This is a genomic window from Streptomyces sp. DSM 118878 (assembly GCF_052936595.1).
Map to the genome: position 1 here is coordinate 2,709,373 of NZ_CP193622.1, position 15,218 is coordinate 2,724,590.

At 69.8% G+C, this 15,218-nt stretch carries 12 protein-coding genes; 4 read left to right on the forward strand and 8 right to left on the reverse strand.

The window, feature by feature from the left end; translation table 11 throughout:
* Positions 1 to 4 precede the first annotated feature (4 nt).
* The 3 genes from ACRAKF_RS11840 to ctaC are packed head-to-tail and all read right to left on the reverse strand — an operon-like array spanning position 5 to position 3,101.
* Complete coding sequence (locus ACRAKF_RS11840) at positions 5 to 403, reverse strand: cytochrome c oxidase subunit 4 (protein WP_062781039.1); 399 nt, start codon at positions 401 to 403, stop codon at positions 5 to 7.
* A complete protein-coding gene (gene ctaD, locus ACRAKF_RS11845; RefSeq protein WP_447036938.1) occupies positions 400 to 2,142 on the reverse strand; it encodes an aa3-type cytochrome oxidase subunit I in 1,743 nt (580 codons plus the stop codon). Before ctaD ends, ACRAKF_RS11840 begins: the two co-directional genes overlap by 4 nt.
* A complete protein-coding gene (ctaC, locus tag ACRAKF_RS11850; protein ID WP_447036940.1) occupies positions 2,139 to 3,101 on the reverse strand; it encodes an aa3-type cytochrome oxidase subunit II in 963 nt (320 codons plus the stop codon). Before ctaC ends, ctaD begins: the two co-directional genes overlap by 4 nt.
* A 330-nt stretch (positions 3,102 to 3,431) precedes the next feature.
* Between ctaC and ACRAKF_RS11855 the strand changes: the two genes are divergently transcribed.
* Positions 3,432 to 4,811 (forward strand): aminotransferase class V-fold PLP-dependent enzyme, encoded by a 1,380-nt coding sequence (locus ACRAKF_RS11855; protein WP_447036941.1) that lies wholly within the window; start codon positions 3,432 to 3,434, stop codon positions 4,809 to 4,811.
* Positions 4,812 to 4,867: 56 nt separating this feature from the next.
* Here ACRAKF_RS11855 and ACRAKF_RS11860 read toward each other — a convergent pair whose 3' ends face one another.
* Entirely contained in the window at positions 4,868 to 5,842 is a 975-nt protein-coding gene (locus ACRAKF_RS11860) for a carbohydrate kinase family protein (protein ID WP_447036942.1), read from the reverse strand.
* A gap of 186 nt (positions 5,843 to 6,028) precedes the next feature.
* Between ACRAKF_RS11860 and ACRAKF_RS11865 the strand changes: the two genes are divergently transcribed.
* Together ACRAKF_RS11865 and ACRAKF_RS11870 are read left to right on the forward strand one after the other, a co-directional pair.
* Positions 6,029 to 6,232, forward strand: a complete 204-nt coding sequence (locus ACRAKF_RS11865; RefSeq protein ID WP_447041932.1) for a hypothetical protein — start codon at positions 6,029 to 6,031, stop codon at positions 6,230 to 6,232.
* A 196-nt stretch (positions 6,233 to 6,428) separates the two neighbouring features.
* Positions 6,429 to 7,910, forward strand: coding sequence for a hypothetical protein (locus ACRAKF_RS11870; RefSeq protein WP_447036943.1), 1,482 nt, complete (start codon positions 6,429 to 6,431; stop codon positions 7,908 to 7,910).
* A 95-nt stretch (positions 7,911 to 8,005) separates the two neighbouring features.
* Here the strand turns inward: ACRAKF_RS11870 and ACRAKF_RS11875 are convergent, their stop codons facing one another.
* Positions 8,006 to 8,362, reverse strand: coding sequence for a HesB/IscA family protein (locus ACRAKF_RS11875; RefSeq protein WP_365822849.1), 357 nt, complete (start codon positions 8,360 to 8,362; stop codon positions 8,006 to 8,008).
* Positions 8,363 to 8,652: 290 nt separating this feature from the next.
* On the opposite strand from ACRAKF_RS11875, the gene nadA reads away from it, so the two are divergent.
* Positions 8,653 to 9,849, forward strand: coding sequence for a quinolinate synthase NadA (gene nadA / locus ACRAKF_RS11880; protein WP_447036944.1), 1,197 nt, complete (start codon positions 8,653 to 8,655; stop codon positions 9,847 to 9,849).
* An 84-nt stretch (positions 9,850 to 9,933) separates the two neighbouring features.
* On the opposite strand, the gene ACRAKF_RS11885 is transcribed toward nadA, so the two are convergent.
* The 3 genes from ACRAKF_RS11885 to ACRAKF_RS11895 form a co-directional block, all read right to left on the reverse strand.
* Positions 9,934 to 13,080, reverse strand: coding sequence for an efflux RND transporter permease subunit (locus ACRAKF_RS11885; RefSeq protein WP_447041934.1), 3,147 nt, complete (start codon positions 13,078 to 13,080; stop codon positions 9,934 to 9,936).
* A gap of 199 nt (positions 13,081 to 13,279) precedes the next feature.
* Positions 13,280 to 13,960 (reverse strand): response regulator, encoded by a 681-nt coding sequence (locus ACRAKF_RS11890; RefSeq protein WP_447036945.1) that lies wholly within the window; start codon positions 13,958 to 13,960, stop codon positions 13,280 to 13,282.
* Positions 13,957 to 15,189 carry a sensor histidine kinase gene (locus tag ACRAKF_RS11895; protein WP_447036947.1) on the reverse strand — a complete coding sequence of 411 codons (1,233 nt, stop codon included), beginning with the start codon at positions 15,187 to 15,189 and terminating at the stop codon, positions 13,957 to 13,959. Before ACRAKF_RS11895 ends, ACRAKF_RS11890 begins: the two co-directional genes overlap by 4 nt.
* Positions 15,190 to 15,218: the final 29 nt, after the last annotated feature.

Sequence of the window (15,218 nt, forward strand, 5' to 3'; positions counted from 1 at the left end):
AGACTCACTGGGTCTGGTTCTCGCCGCGGTAGTACTCGAACACCCAGCCCCAGAGACCGATCAGCAGGAGCGGGGCGGAGAAGTACATCAGCCACCAGCCGATGGCGATGCTCATGAAGGCGAGCGCGCCACCGACGGCCAGCGAGAGCGGCTGCCAGCTGTGCGGGCTGAAGAAGCCCACCTCGCCGGCCTCGTCCGCGACGTCGGCCTCCTTGTTGTCCTGTGCGGAGGCGTCGACCCGCCGGGCCGTGAAGGCCAGGTAGTAGCCGATCATGATGCACAGGCCGAAGGCCAGGAAGAGCGCCGTGGTACCGGCCGGCTCCTTCGACCACACGCCATAGACGATCGCCATGGCGAGGACGAAGACGCTCAGCCAGATGAACATCTTGCCCTGGATCTTCACTTCGCGGCCTCCTTGTCGCCGCCGAACAGCGCGGTGTCCTTCTGCCCGGCGTTCTCGATCTGACCGAGGGCCGCGATGTCCGGGTGGTGCAGGTCGAAGGCCGGCGATTCACTGCGGATGCGCGGCAGGGTGACGAAGTTGTGCCGCGGCGGCGGGCAGGACGTCGCCCATTCGAGCGAACGGCCGTAGCCCCACGGGTCGTCGACCTCGATCTTCTTGCCGTACTTGGCGGTCTTCCAGACGTTGTAGAAGAACGGCAGTATCGACAGACCGAGCAGGAACGAGGCGATCGTCGAGATCGTGTTCAGGGCGGTGAAGCCGTCGGCCGCGAGGTAGTCCGCGTACCGGCGCGGCATGCCCTCGGCGCCCAGCCAGTGCTGCACCAGGAACGTGCCGTGGAAGCCGATGAACAGCGTCCAGAAGGTGATCTTGCCGAGCCGCTCGTCCAGCATCTTGCCGGTGAACTTCGGCCACCAGAAGTGGAAGCCGGAGAACATGGCGAAGACGACGGTGCCGAACACCACGTAGTGGAAGTGCGCCACCACGAAGTACGAGTCCGAGACGTGGAAGTCCATCGGGGGCGAGGCGAGGATGACGCCCGTCAGGCCACCGAAGGTGAAGGTGATCAGGAAGCCGACCGCCCACAGCATCGGGGTCTCGAAACTCAGCGACCCCTTCCACATCGTTCCGATCCAGTTGAAGAACTTCACGCCTGTTGGTACGGCGATCAGGAACGTCATGAAGGAGAAGAACGGCAGTAGCACGCCGCCTGTGACGTACATGTGGTGCGCCCACACCGTCACGGAGAGACCCGCGATGGCGATGGTCGCGCCGATCAGGCCCATGTAGCCGAACATCGGCTTGCGGGAGAAGACCGGAATGACCTCGGAAATGATGCCGAAGAACGGCAACGCGATGATGTACACCTCTGGATGGCCGAAGAACCAGAAGAGGTGTTGCCACAACAGTGCGCCGCCATTTGCCGCGTCAAAGATATGGGCACCGAATTTACGGTCCGCCTCCAGGGCGAACAGCGCGGCGGCCAGGACCGGGAAGGCGAGCAGCACGAGGACGGCCGTCAGCAGCACGTTCCACACGAAGATCGGCATGCGGAACATGGTCATGCCGGGCGCGCGCATGCAGATGATCGTGGTGATGAAGTTGACTGAGCCGAGGATCGTGCCGAAGCCGGAGAAGGCCAGACCCATGATCCACATGTCGGCGCCGATACCCGGCGAACGGACCGCGTCCGAGAGCGGGCTGTAGGCGAACCAGCCGAAGTCGGCCGCACCGTTCGGCGTGAGGAAGCCGCCGACCGCGATGAGCGAGCCGAAGAGGTACAGCCAGTAGGCGAACATGTTCAGCCGCGGGAAGGCGACGTCGGGCGCGCCGATCTGGAGCGGCATGATCCAGTTCGCGAAACCGGCGAACAGCGGCGTCGCGAACATCAGCAGCATGATCGTGCCGTGCATCGTGAACGCCTGGTTGAACTGCTCGTTCGACATGATCTGCGTACCCGGGCGGGCGAGTTCGGCGCGCATGAAGAGCGCCATCACTCCGCCGATGCAGAAGAACGCGAACGAGGTGACCAGGTACATCGTGCCGATCGTCTTGTGGTCAGTGGTGGTCAGCCACTTGATGACGACGTTTCCCGGCTGCTTGCGCCTGACGGGCAGCTCGTTCTCGTACGAGTCCGTTGCTGCTGCCGCGGCACCCTGGGGTTCGTTGAGGATGCTCACAGGTTGTTCGTCTCCCGGTTCTTCTCGTGGCCCGTCTGCTCGATGCCGGCCGGGATGTAACCGGTCTGGTTCTTCTCGGCGAGCTCTTCCAGATGCTTCTGGTAGCGCTCGGGAGAGACGACCTTGACGTTGAAGAGCATCCGGGAGTGGTCGACGCCGCAGAGCTCGGCGCACTTGCCCATGAAGGTGCCCTCCTTGTTGGGAGTCACCTCGAAGGCGTTGGTGTGGCCCGGGATGACGTCCTGCTTCATGAGGAACGGAACCACCCAGAAGGAGTGGATGACGTCACGTGAAGTCAGGACGAAGCGGACCTTCTCGCCCTTGGGGAGCCACAGGGTGGGGCCGGGGTTGCCGTTCTGGGGGTTCCGCTCGCCGGGCGTGCCGACGTCGTAGACACCACCGGCACCGGCCGGGAAGTCGTCACGGAAACGCTTCGGAATGGCGTCCAGGTCCTTGGAGGTCTTCGCGTCCTCCTTGTTGGAACCCTTGACGTCCTCGACGTAGTTGAAGCCCCAGCTCCACTGGAAGCCGACCACGTTGATGGTGTGGGCCGGCTTGTCCTCCAGCTTGAGGAGCTTCGACTCGTCCCGTGCCGTGAAGTAGAAGAGCACGGAGACGATGATGAGGGGGACGACCGTGTACAGCGCCTCGATGGGCATGTTGTACCGGGTCTGCAGAGGTACTTCCACCTTCGTGCGGCTACGCCGGTGGAAGATGACGCTCCACAGGATCAGACCCCAGACCAGCACGCCCGTGGCGAGCGCTGCCGCCCACGAGCCCTGCCAGAGGGAGAGAATCCGCGGAGCTTCCTCCGTCACCGGAGTGGGCATTCCAAGGCGGGGGAAATCCTTGTATGTGCAACCTGTGGCGGTCGCCAGGATCAGGCCCGCAGTCAGCACCTGCGGCAGCTTCCGCCGCATCGGGCGCCGCGACGAGCGGTCGGAGCCGTTGGGACTCACGTAGCGCCTTCCCGAGAGTCTCGCCCGCGCTGTTGGCTGCGGCCTTCTCGCTGGTCGGTCGCCGCCCTGCGGCGGGCAGGGGTTTGGATGTTTATGCGGACCAAACCCTACTGGACGCTATTTGGGGTCGCGCGGGGAGGGTGCCTAACGCGCCGCGGGTCACTCCGAAGGGTGGGGGCTTGGCCTACGGCCGGTATCTGACGGAGGGTCGGGCGCCCACCGGGGTGGTGGAACCTGACCGTCCGCGACTGCGGGGTCTTCTCGGCTGAGCGCGCAGTTCCCCGCGCCCCTATGGGGCGCATTCGTGGGCGCACCTTCTAGCGTTGCCCCGTGTCCTACTTCGATGCCGCCTCTTCCGCTCCCCTCCACCCCGTCGCCCGGCAGGCTCTCCAGGCCTCGCTCGACGAGGGGTGGGCCGATCCCGCCCGGCTGTACCGCGAGGGGCGGCGGGCCAGGATGCTGCTCGACGCCGCGCGCGAGGCGGCCGCCGACGCCGTGGGGTGCAGGCCCGACGAGCTGGTCTTCACCTCGTCCGGCACCCGGGCCGTGCACTCCGGGATCGCGGGTGCGCTCGCCGGGCGCCGCCGCACCGGGAGTCACCTGATCGTGTCGGCGGTCGAACACTCGTCGGTACTCCATTCGGCCGAGGTCCACGCGAGCGGCGGCGGGTCGGTCACCGAGGTGGGCGTGGACCGGGGCGGCTCCGTCTCCCCCCAGGGGTACGCCGAAGCGCTGCGCGAGGACACCGCGCTCGCGTGCCTTCAGTCCGCCAACCACGAGGTCGGCACCGAGCAGCCGGTGGCCGAGGTGGCCGAGGTCTGCCGCGCGGCCGGGGTGCCCCTTCTGGTGGACGCGGCGCAGTCGCTGGCCTGGGGTCAGGTGGACGGCGGCTGGTCGCTGCTCACGGGCAGCGCCCACAAGTGGGGCGGGCCCGCGGGGGTCGGACTGCTCGCCGTGCGCAAGGGAGTGCGCTTCGCGGTCCAGGGCCCTGCCGACGAGCGGGAGTCCGGGCGCGCCGCCGGGTTCCAGAACATCCCCGCGATCGTCGCGGCCGCCGCCTCGCTGCGGGCGGTGCGGGCCAAGGCGGAGGCGGAGCGGGTGCGCCTGCGGGAACTGACGGAGCGGATCAGGGAGCGGGTGCCCGCCCTGGTGCCGGACGTGGAGGTGGTGGGCGATCCGGAGCGGCGGCTGCCGCACGTCGTCACCTTCTCCTGTCTCTATGTCGACGGGGAGACGCTGCTTCACGAGCTGGACCGGGCGGGTTTCTCCGTGTCGTCCGGCTCGTCGTGCACCAGCTCGACGCTGACCCCGAGCCATGTGCTCAAGGCGATGGGCGTGCTGAGCGAGGGCAACGTACGCGTCTCGCTGCCGCCGGGCACGGAGGCGGCGGAGGTGGAGCGCTTCCTCGGCGTACTGCCCGGTGCCGTGTCCGGGGTGCGCGAGAAGCTGGGGGCGCCGGCCGCCGCGGAGGTCCGCGGGGAGGCCGCTTCGCTCGTCGTGGACGCGCTCGGCAAGCGGTGCCCCCTGCCCGTCATCGAGCTCGCGAAGGTGATCGGGGACGTCCCGGTCGGCGGCACCGTGACCGTGCTCGCGGACGACGAGGCGGCGCGGCTCGACATCCCGGCGTGGTGCGAGATGCGCGGCCAGGAGTACGTGGGCGAGCGGCCGGCGGACCACGGCCGTGCCTATGTGGTCCGCCGGAGCTCGTGACCGGGTGAGCCGGTCAGCCGGGTGAGCCGGGTGAAGCGGTCAGCCGGTCGGGCCGGTCAGGCGAGGCGGTCGCGGAGCTCGGATGCGGCCTCGTCGCCGTACGCCTTGGTGAAGCGGTCCATGAAGTCGCTGCGCCGCAGCTCGTACTCCTGGGTGCCGACGGTCTCGATCACCAGGGTGGCCAGCATGCAGCCCACCTGCGCGGCGCGCTCGTGGGAGACGCCCCAGGCGAGGCCGGAGAGGAAGCCCGCGCGGAACGCGTCCCCCACGCCGGTCGGCTCGACCTTCGCCTTCTCCTCGGGGACGCCGACCTCGATCGGGTCCTGGCCCACGGACTCGATGCGCACGCCGTTCGCGCCGAGGGTCGTCACGCGGTGGCCGACCCGCGAGAGGATCTCCGCGTCGCTCCAGCCGGTCTTGGACTCGATGAGCCCCTTCTCGTACTCGTTGGAGAAGAGGTACGTGGCGCCGTCGAGGAGGGTGCGGATCTCCTCGCCCTCCATGCGGGCGATCTGCTGCGAGAAGTCGGCGGCGAAGGGGATCTCGCGGGCGCGGCACTCCTCGGTGTGCCGGAGCATCGCCTCGGGGTCGTCGGCGCCGATCGAGACGAGGTCGAGGCCGCCGACGCGGTCGGCCACGGTCTTCAGCTCGATCAGCCGGGCCTCGCTCATCGCTCCCGTGTAGAAGGAGCCGATCTGGTTGTGGTCGGCGTCCGTGGTGCAGACGAAGCGGGCGGTGTGCAGGGTCTCGGAGATCCGGACCGACGCGGTGTCCACGCCGTGCCGGTCGAGCCAGGCACGGTACTCGTCGAAGTCGGAGCCCGCGGCGCCGACCAGGATCGGCCGGGTGCCGAGCTGTCCCATGCCGAAGCTGATGTTGGCGGCGACGCCTCCCCTGCGGACGTCGAGGGCGTCGACCAGGAACGAGAGGGAGACCGTGTGCAGCTGATCGGCGACCAGCTGGTCGGCGAAGCGGCCGGGGAAGGTCATCAGGTGGTCGGTGGCGATGGAGCCGGTGACTGCGATACGCACGGCTGAATGCTCCTGTGGAGGAGAGACAAGGGGTTGACGGTTCACGCTATCGGGTTCAGCCACCGTCGCTGAAGTGGCAAAACTACCCGATAGTAGGCCTTTTTTCCTGAGTGACGGGATGCATACGGTTCCGTTATGCCCGTTGTCACGAAGGATTCCCTCATGAAGCGCCACGCCTCGCCCTCCATGGAGCGGCTGGAGCGCCCGGAGCGGCCGGAACGCCCGGAGAACATGGAGACGCTGCGCGGGGACTGCGCCCGTATGGCCCCCCACTGGGCGGTGCCCGCCGCGGCCACGAGCGCGCCCGTGCCGCCCTCCCTGATCCACGGCGTCGACGTCCCGCCCGCGTCCGCCCGGCTGATCGACGCCATGTCGGTGTACGGCGACTGACACGCCGGTGAGGCGCGACCGGCATGTCGGTCGGCGGAGACTGGGAGAGACTGGTTGCGGGCCCGGGCGCGCGACCCATGGAACCGTGCGCTCCCCCTCTGCGTCCCATCGCCGTCCCCCGTGAAGGGGAACTGGGATACGACGAAGCCCGCCCGTGGGTTTCCAGGGACAGCAGTGCAGTCGAAGGAGCGATGCGGTGAGCACCGAGCCATCCGTTCATGAGACGGCCGAACCGGGACGGCGGCGGTCCCGCCTCGCCGTCGCCTCGGTCGCGGCCACCGTGCTGCTGATCGGCGGCGGTGGCGCCTACTTCGCGGCGACCGCGTCCGACGGCGGCGGCGCCGGCGGCGACGCGGCGCCCGCGGGCGACGACGGCACCCCCCCGCCGCTCGCCCTCGACGGCCACACCGACAGCGACCGGAAGAGCGACGGCGGGCCCGGCATCGCGCCGGGCGAGCCGGACCCGAACGGCGCCACGTACAAGGCGACCGGTGAGCTGCCCAAGGGCCCCGCGTCGGCCGCCGTCCACCACGCGCGCGGCGAGGTCACCCGCGCCGAGGTGGTCGCCCTGGCGAAGGTGCTCGGCGTGAGCGGTACGCCGGCGCTGCGGGACGGCGCCTGGAAGGTGACGCAGGACAAGGACGGCTCGGGCCCCTCCTTGCAGGTGAACAAGCAGGCGCCGGGGACCTGGACGTACGCCCGGCACGGCGTGGGCGGCACCGACAACTGCCCGAAGGGCAAGCCCTGTTCGGCCGCCTCCACCGCACCCGACGGCGAGCTGGGCGACGCGGTGAGCGAGCGCGCCGCCAAGGAAGCCGCCGCGCCGGTCCTGAAGGCGCTCGGCCAGGACGACGCGAAGCTGGACGCCCGCCAGCTCATGGGCGCCGTACGCGTGGTGAACGCCGACCCGAAGGTGGGCGGCCTGCCGACGTACGGCTGGTCGACCGGCATTCAGGTCGGCTCGGGCGGCGAAGTGGTGGGCGGCAGCGGCCTGTTGAAGGCGCCGGTCAAGGGCGCCGAGTACCCGGTGGTCGGCGCCCGGGAGACGCTGGACCGGCTGAACTCCAAGGGCGGCGGCGGTGGCGGCCGGATCGGTATCGGCGGCTGCGCGACCCCGGTGCCGCACGCCGACGACAGCACGAAGACGGAGGGCGGCTCCACGAAGCAGGCGCCCTGCGAGCCCTCGCCGACGCCCCCGAAGCCGCAGCCGATCGAGGTCAGCGGCGCGACGTTCGGCCTCGCCACGCACTTCGTGGGCGGCAGGCAGACCCTCGTACCGTCCTGGCTGTTCGAGGTGAAGCCGCGGGGCGCCGAGGACACCTTCACGGTGACGCACCCCGCGGTCGCCCCGAAGTACCTGACCTCGCCCGGAGCGGGCACCTCCGAGCCCAGCGGGAAGCCGGAGCGCGCGGACGGCGACGGGCCGGCGCACATCGAGTCCTACACCGCCGACGGCACGAAGCTGACCGTGCACTTCTGGGGCGGCGCGTGCAGCGAGTACTCCGCCTCCGCGACCGAGGACGGCGACCGCGTGCGGGTCACGGTGGACGAGCGGCGGCAGAAGGGCAAGGTCTGCGTGATGATGGCCAAGGAGATCAAGGAGACGGTCACGCTCGACAAGCCGCTGGGCGACCGCGAGGTCGTGGACGCGGCGGGCGAGACGGTGCGGCGCAAGTAGCGGCGAGCAGCCGAGGACGAGCACACGCGAAGGCGGCGGCCCCCTGAGATTCTCAGGGGGCCGCCGCCTTCGTGTGTCTCTGCCTTCGGGCGGTCCTAGCTGAAGGAGTCACCGCAGGCGCAGGAGCCGGTGGCGTTCGGGTTGTCGATCGTGAAGCCCTGCTTCTCGATGGTGTCCACGAAGTCGATGGAGGCGCCGCCCAGGTAGGGAGCGCTCATCCGGTCGGTGACGACCTTGACGCCGTCGAAGTCCTTGATGACGTCACCGTCGAGCGAGCGCTCGTCGAAGAACAGCTGGTAGCGCAGGCCCGAGCAGCCGCCGGGCTGCACGGCGACGCGCAGCGCCAGGTCGTCACGGCCCTCCTGCTCAAGGAGGCCCTTCACCTTGGCCGCGGCGGCGTCCGACAGGAGGATGCCGTCGCTCACGGTGGTGGTCTCGTCCGATACGGACATCTGCTTCTCTCCCGGGTTGTACGGAGACTGCTTGCCGACGGTTGCAACCGACGGGGCCGCGGATTCATTCCGGGCCGAGCGCTTACGTCTTACCCCTTCATGCTCGCACACGGCGCCCCATCGGGCCCCGGGCCCGCCGGGACCGGCGAATGCGTCACATCGACACTATGGCCGTCGTCAAACTGACGTAAAGCAGCTATGATAGATAACGTCAATTAGACGAAAAGGTCCGGTGCGCGCACCGGCTCCACTGGAGCGGCTGCCGCCGCGCTTTTGATCTCGAAGAAAGGGTGCGTGTCGTGACCACCGCCCAGTCCCCCGTGGACCTCGATGTCCAGCCCACGCCGCTCGCGCTGCTGCTGCTCGGCCGCGAGGCCGACCCCAAGAGCGAGCGCGGCGTGGATTGCCCGGGTGACCTGCCGTCCCCGTCCGACCCCGGCCTGGTGGAGCGTGCCCGCGCCGCCAAGGAGAAGCTCGGCGAGAAGGTCTTCGTCCTCGGCCACCACTACCAGCGCGACGAGGTCATCCAGTTCGCCGACGTGACCGGCGACTCCTTCAAGCTGGCGCGGGACGCCGCCGCACGGCCCGATGCCGAGTACATCGTCTTCTGCGGTGTGCACTTCATGGCCGAGTCCGCGGACATCCTGACCACGGACGACCAGAAGGTCGTGCTCCCCGACCTGGCCGCCGGCTGCTCGATGGCCGACATGGCCACCGCCGAGCAGGTCGCCGAGTGCTGGGACGTGCTGACCGAGGCCGGGATCGCCGAGCAGGTCGTGCCCGTCTCGTACATGAACTCCTCCGCGGACATCAAGGCGTTCACGGGCAAGCACGGCGGCACCATATGCACGTCGTCGAACGCCAAGCGCGCGCTGGAGTGGGCCTTCGAGCAGGGCGAGAAGGTGCTGTTCCTGCCCGACCAGCACCTGGGCCGGAACACCGCCGTGCGCGACATGGGCTTCTCGCTCGACGACTGCGTGGTCTACAACCCGCACAAGCCGAACGGCGGTCTCACCGTCGAGCAGCTCCGCGCGGCGAAGATGATCCTGTGGCGCGGGCACTGCTCGGTGCACGGCCGCTTCTCCGTGGAGAGCGTGGAGGACGTGCGCGCGCGCATCCCCGGCGTGAACGTGCTGGTGCACCCGGAGTGCAAGCACGAGGTCGTCGCCGCCGCGGACCACGTGGGCTCCACCGAGCACATCATCAAGACCCTGGAGGCGGCGCCGGCCGGCTCCAAGTGGGCCATCGGCACCGAGCTGAACCTCGTACGGCGCCTGGCGAACCGTTTCGCCGCGGAGGACAAGGAGATCGTCTTCCTCGACAAGACGGTCTGCTTCTGCTCGACCATGAACCGCATCGACCTGCCGCACCTGGTCTGGACGCTGGAGTCCCTCGCCGAGGGCACCCTCGTCAACCAGATCGAGGTCGACCGGGAGACGGAGCAGTTCGCGAAGCTGGCTCTGGAGCGGATGCTGGCGCTGGCCTGACCGGTACCGAAGGCAAAGGGGCGCCCCTCGGAGTGAGGGGCGCCCTTCGTCATGCCCGGTGGGTCGGACCGGGCCGACTGTGGGTCAGACCTGGGCCGGCTGCGGGTCGGAGGCGTCCGCGTCCTGGGACTCGGCGCCCGCCTTCCGCTCCCGCTTCGCCGCGCGCTTGTCGCGCCTGCGCTCCTTGCGGAGTTCCACCATCGCGTACAGCGTCGGGACGAGGAGGAGCGTCAGGAGCGTCGACGTGATCAGGCCGCCGATCACCACGACCGCCAGCGGCTGGGCGATGAAGCCGCCCTCGCCGGTGATGCCGAGGGCCATCGGGAGCAGGGCGAAGATCGTCGCGAGGGCCGTCATGAGGATCGGGCGGAGCCGGTGACGGCCGCCCTCGACGACCGCCTCGACGATGCCGTGGCCCCCCGCGCGGTACTGGTTGATCAGGTCGATCAGCACGATCGCGTTGGTGACCACGATGCCGATGAGCATCAGCATGCCGATCATCGCGGGCACGCCCATCGGGGTGCCGGTGGCGATCAGCAGGCCGATCGCGCCCGTGGCCGCGAACGGGATGGAGACCAGCAGGATCAGCGGCTGGACCAGCGAGCGGAACGTCGCGACCAGGAGCATGAAGACGATCGCGATCGCCGCGAGCATCGCGAGACCGAGCTTGGAGAACGCCTCGTCCTGGTCCTCGGAGACGCCGCCGATCGTGGCCGTGACCCCGTCCGGGAGCTCCAGCGCGTCGAGCTTCTTGGTGAGGTCCGCGCTGACCGCGCCGGTGTTGTCGCCGGTCGGCTTCGCCGTGATCGTGGCGGCCCGCGCGCCGTCGATGCGGGTCATCGAGACGGGACCGTCGACCAGCTCGACCGCGGCGATGTCCCCGAGCCGGACGCCGGGGCCCATCGGCAGCTGCTTCAGCTCGGCGAGGGTCTTCGCGGGCTTCGCCGACTTGATGACGACGTCGCGCTCGGTGTCGTCGAGGATCGCCTTGCCGCTGGTGGTGCCGCGCACCGCCTGGGCGACGGCCTGGCCGAGGGTCGTCTCGTCGAAGCCGGCAGCGGCGGCCTTGGCGTTGCCCTTGACCGAGATCCGCGGGACGCTCTGCGACAGGTCGCTCTGCACGTCGGTGACGTCGTCGAGGGTGGCGACCTCGTCGCGCACCTGGTCGGACGCCTTGCGCAGCACATCGCCGTCGGCGGCCTTCACCACGACGCTCAGGTCCTGGCTGCCGAAGCCGTCACCGGCCGAGATGGACGTGCGGCCGATGCCGGAGAGCTTGCCGAGCTCCTCCTCCACCAGGTCCTGCGTCGTGTCGTACGACGCCTTGTCCTTGAGCCTCAGGGTGTACGAGGCCTGGTTGGTGTCGGTGCCTCCGCCGAAGGCGGCCATGAAGCCGGAGGAGCCGACCGTGACCTGGTAGTCCTTGATCTCGCCGATGCCGGAGAGCGTCTTCTCGACCTTCTTCGCCGCCGCGTCGGACGCCGCGAGGCTGGTGCCGGGCTTCAGCTCCTGCTTGACGGTCAGGACTTCCTGCTCGCCCTGGTCGAAGAAGTTCGTCTTCAGCAGGGGAACCATGGCGAACGTGCCGATCAGGACGACGACCGCGATGACCAGGCTGGTGAACCGGCGCCGGGTCGCGAAGCGCAGGACCGGCACGTACATCCGCTGGAGCCTGCTGCGGTTCTCCTTCTCCTCGGCCTTGCGGCGGGCCTCCTCCGGGTCGACCCCGCGGATCGCCTTGGGGGGACGCAGGAACCAGTACGAGAGGACCGGCACGACCGTCAGCGAGACCAGCAGCGAGGCCAGGAGCGCCGCCGTGACCGTGAGCGAGAAGGAGCCGAACAGCTCGCCGACCATGCCGCCGACCAGGCCGATGGGCAGGAACACCGCGACCGTGGTGAGCGTCGACGACGTGACGGCGCCCGCGACCTCGCGCACGGCCTTGAGGATCGCCTCCTGGCGCTCCTCGCCGTAGCCGAGGTGGCGCTTGATGTTCTCCAGGACCACGATCGAGTCGTCCACGACACGGCCGATGGCGATGGTCAGCGCGCCGAGCGTGAGCATGTTCAGGGAGAGGTCGCGGGTCCACAGGACGATCAGGGCGAGGACCACCGAGAGCGGGATGGAGACCGCGGTGACCAGCGTCGAGCGGATCGACGCCAGGAAGACCAGGATGACGATGACGGCGAAGACCAGGCCGAGGGCGCCCTCGGTGGTCAGGCCCTCGATGGACTTCGAGACGGCCGGGCCCTGGTCGCTCGTGACGGTCAGCTCGGCACCGGAGCCGAGGTCCTCGCGCAGCTCGGGCAGCTTGTCCTTGACCCCGTCCGAGATGGCGACGGCGCTGCCGTCCTGGTCCATGGTGACCGAGACGGCGAGGCTGGGTTCGCCGTTGGTGCGCGTGATGGACGTCGCGGTGGCCGGCTTCTGCTCGACCGTGGCGACGTCGCCGAGGCGCACCGGCTCGCCGGCCCGCTCGCCGGGAGCGGCCTCGGGCGTGACGCGCAGGTCGCGGATCTGCTTCAGCGAGGTGAAGCCGCCGCCGACCTGGACGGTGCGGTTCTTGCCCGCCTCGTCGAAGGAGCCCGCGGGCAGTGTGGCGCCGCCCGCCTGGAGGGCCTTGCCGAGGGCGGCCGGGCTGAGGCCCGCCTTCGTCAGCTTCTTGTCGTCGGGGGTGACGTCGACCTGGAGGTCGCGCACGCCGTCGACGGTGACCTGGCCGACGCCGTCGATGTCCTTCAGGGCCGGTACGACGGTCCGGTCGAGCTGGTCGGCGAGGGCCTGCTGGTCCTTGTCGGAGGTGACGGAGAGGACGACGGTCGGGATGTCGTCGGTGGAGCCCGCGACGACCTGCGGGTCGACGTCGTCGGGGAGCTGGGCCCTGGTCCGGTTCACGGCCTGCTGGACATCGGCGACGAGCTGCTTGGAATCGCTGCCGTAGTCGAACTGGGCCATGATCACGGCGTTGCCCTCGCTCGCCGTGGAGGTGATGCCGGTGATGCCGTCGACCGTGTCGAGGTTGTCCTCCAGCGGTTCGACGACCTGCTTCTCGACCACATCGGGGGCCGCGCCCTGGTAGGGGGCCAGCACGGACACCATCGGCAGTTCGATGGACGGCAGCAGTTGCTGCTTGAGCTGCGGTATCGCTATCGCACCGAAGACGATGGCGATGATGGACATCAGTCCGATCAGGGCCCGTTGGGCCAGGCTGAACCTGGACAGCCAGGACATGGTGATCTCTCTCTGTGGCATGAGCGGCAGGGGCGGGCGGGCACCGGGGACCTGGCACCGGCCCGGCCGGAGATGGGTGCCTCCGGCCGGCGTTTATGCGCCTCTCACACCATCAGTCATGGGCGTGTCGCGATGCCTCACCCCCAGGACCGTTCTTTGCGGCGCGTGTACTGCGGGTGCAGTACACGTACCCCGGGAGTCACTCCATCCTTGGACGTACCAGCCCGGATTCGTACGCGATGACGACGAGTTGGGCCCGGTCGCGGGCGCCCAGTTTGGCCATCGCCCGGTTCACATGGGTCTTCACCGTGAGCGGGCTGACCTCCAGGCGCTCGGCGATCTCGTCGTTCGAGTGGCCGCCCGCGACCTGTACGAGGACCTCGCGCTCACGGGTGGTGAGCGCGTCGAGCCGCCCGCCGCGCGCCGGATCGTCGCCGTCCGGGCCCTCGCCCTGCGCGAGGAACTTGGCGATGAGCCCCTTGGTGGCGACCGGCGAGAGCAGCGCCTCGCCCGCCGCCGCGATACGGATGGCGCCGAGGAGTTCGTCGGGCTCCGCGCCCTTGCCGAGGAACCCGGAGGCACCGGCGCGCAGCGACTGCACCACGTACTCGTCGACCTCGAAGGTCGTCAGCATCACCACGCGTACGTGGGTCAGGGCGGGGTCGGCGCTGATCTCCCGGGTGGCGGCGAGACCGTCGGTGCCGGGCATGCGGATGTCCATGAGGACCACGTCGGCCCGCTCCGACCTGGCGAGCCGCACCGCCTCCGCGCCGTCGGACGCCTCGCCGACCACCTCCATGTCGGGCTCGGAGTCGACGAGCACCCTGAACGCGCTGCGCAGCAGCGCCTGGTCGTCGGCGAGCAGTACGCGGATCGTCACGCGGTCCCTCCCTTTGCCGTGATGACCGGCAGGATCGCATGGACGCGGTAACCGCCGCCGTACCGGGTGCCCGCGGTGCAGCTTCCGCCGAGCGCGGTGACGCGCTCGCGCATGCCGAGCAGACCGTGGCCGCCGCCGTCGGTGTTCGGCTCCGCGCCGCCCGGGGTGCCCCTGCCGCCGTCGTCGATGACGGTGACCTCCACGTTCGGGCCCACGCGGACGACGCTGACCTCGGCCTTGGCGCCGGGTCCCGCGTGCTTGCGCACGTTGGTCAGCGCCTCCTGGATGATGCGGAACGCGGCGAGGTCGACGGCCGCGGGCAGGTCGAGGCCGACCTGGCCGAGCGCGACCTCCACGGGGAGGCCCGCGTGGCGGAAGGTGTCCACGAGTTCGTCGAGTCTGCTGAGGCCGGGGGCCGGTTCGGTGGGCGCCTCGGGGTCACCGGTCTGCCGCAACAGGCCCACCGTCGCCCTGAGTTCGTTCAGCGCCGAGCGGCTGGCGTCGCGTACGTGCGAGAGGGCTTCCTTCGCCTGGTCGGGGCGCTTGTCCATGACGTGCGCGGCGACCCCGGCCTGGACGTTGACCAGGGCTATGTGGTGGGCGACGACGTCGTGCAGGTCCCGGGCGATGCGCAGCCGCTCCTCGGCGACGCGGCGCCTGGCCTCCTCCTCCCGCGTGCGTTCCGCCCGCTCGGCCCGCTCCTGTATGGCGTCGATGAAGGCCCGGCGGCTGCGCACCGCGTCGCCCGCGGCGGCGGCCATGCCGGTCCAGGCGAAGATGCCGAGGTTTTCCTGCGCGTACCAGGGCAGGGAGCCCGAGAGCATGGCGACGCCGGTGAGGCCCGCCATCGTGACCAGGCCGATCCGCCAGGTCGTGGAGCGGTCGGTGGTGGCGGCGACGGTGAACAGCGCGATGACCGCGCACATCACGACGGGGGCCCGGGGCTCGCCGGTGAGCAGCTCCGTGATGGAGGCGGCGCAGGTCGCGGCGAGCACGGTCCAGGGGGCGCGGCGCCGGAAGCACAGGGCGAGGGCGCCGAGCGCCATCAGCAGGAGGCTCAGGGGCGCGGGGCTGCGGGTGCCCCAGGTCCAGTGGGGACCGCCCTGTTCGCCGTAGGGCTCGACGAAACTGCCGACGATCATGCAGATCAGGACGGTGGAGGCCAGCGTCGCGTCCACCGCGAGCGGGTGGGCCCTTGCCCAGCAGCGGCCTTTTCCTAGGGTGGTCACTTCCCGCTCTTCTGTTCGTTCCCGTCTGC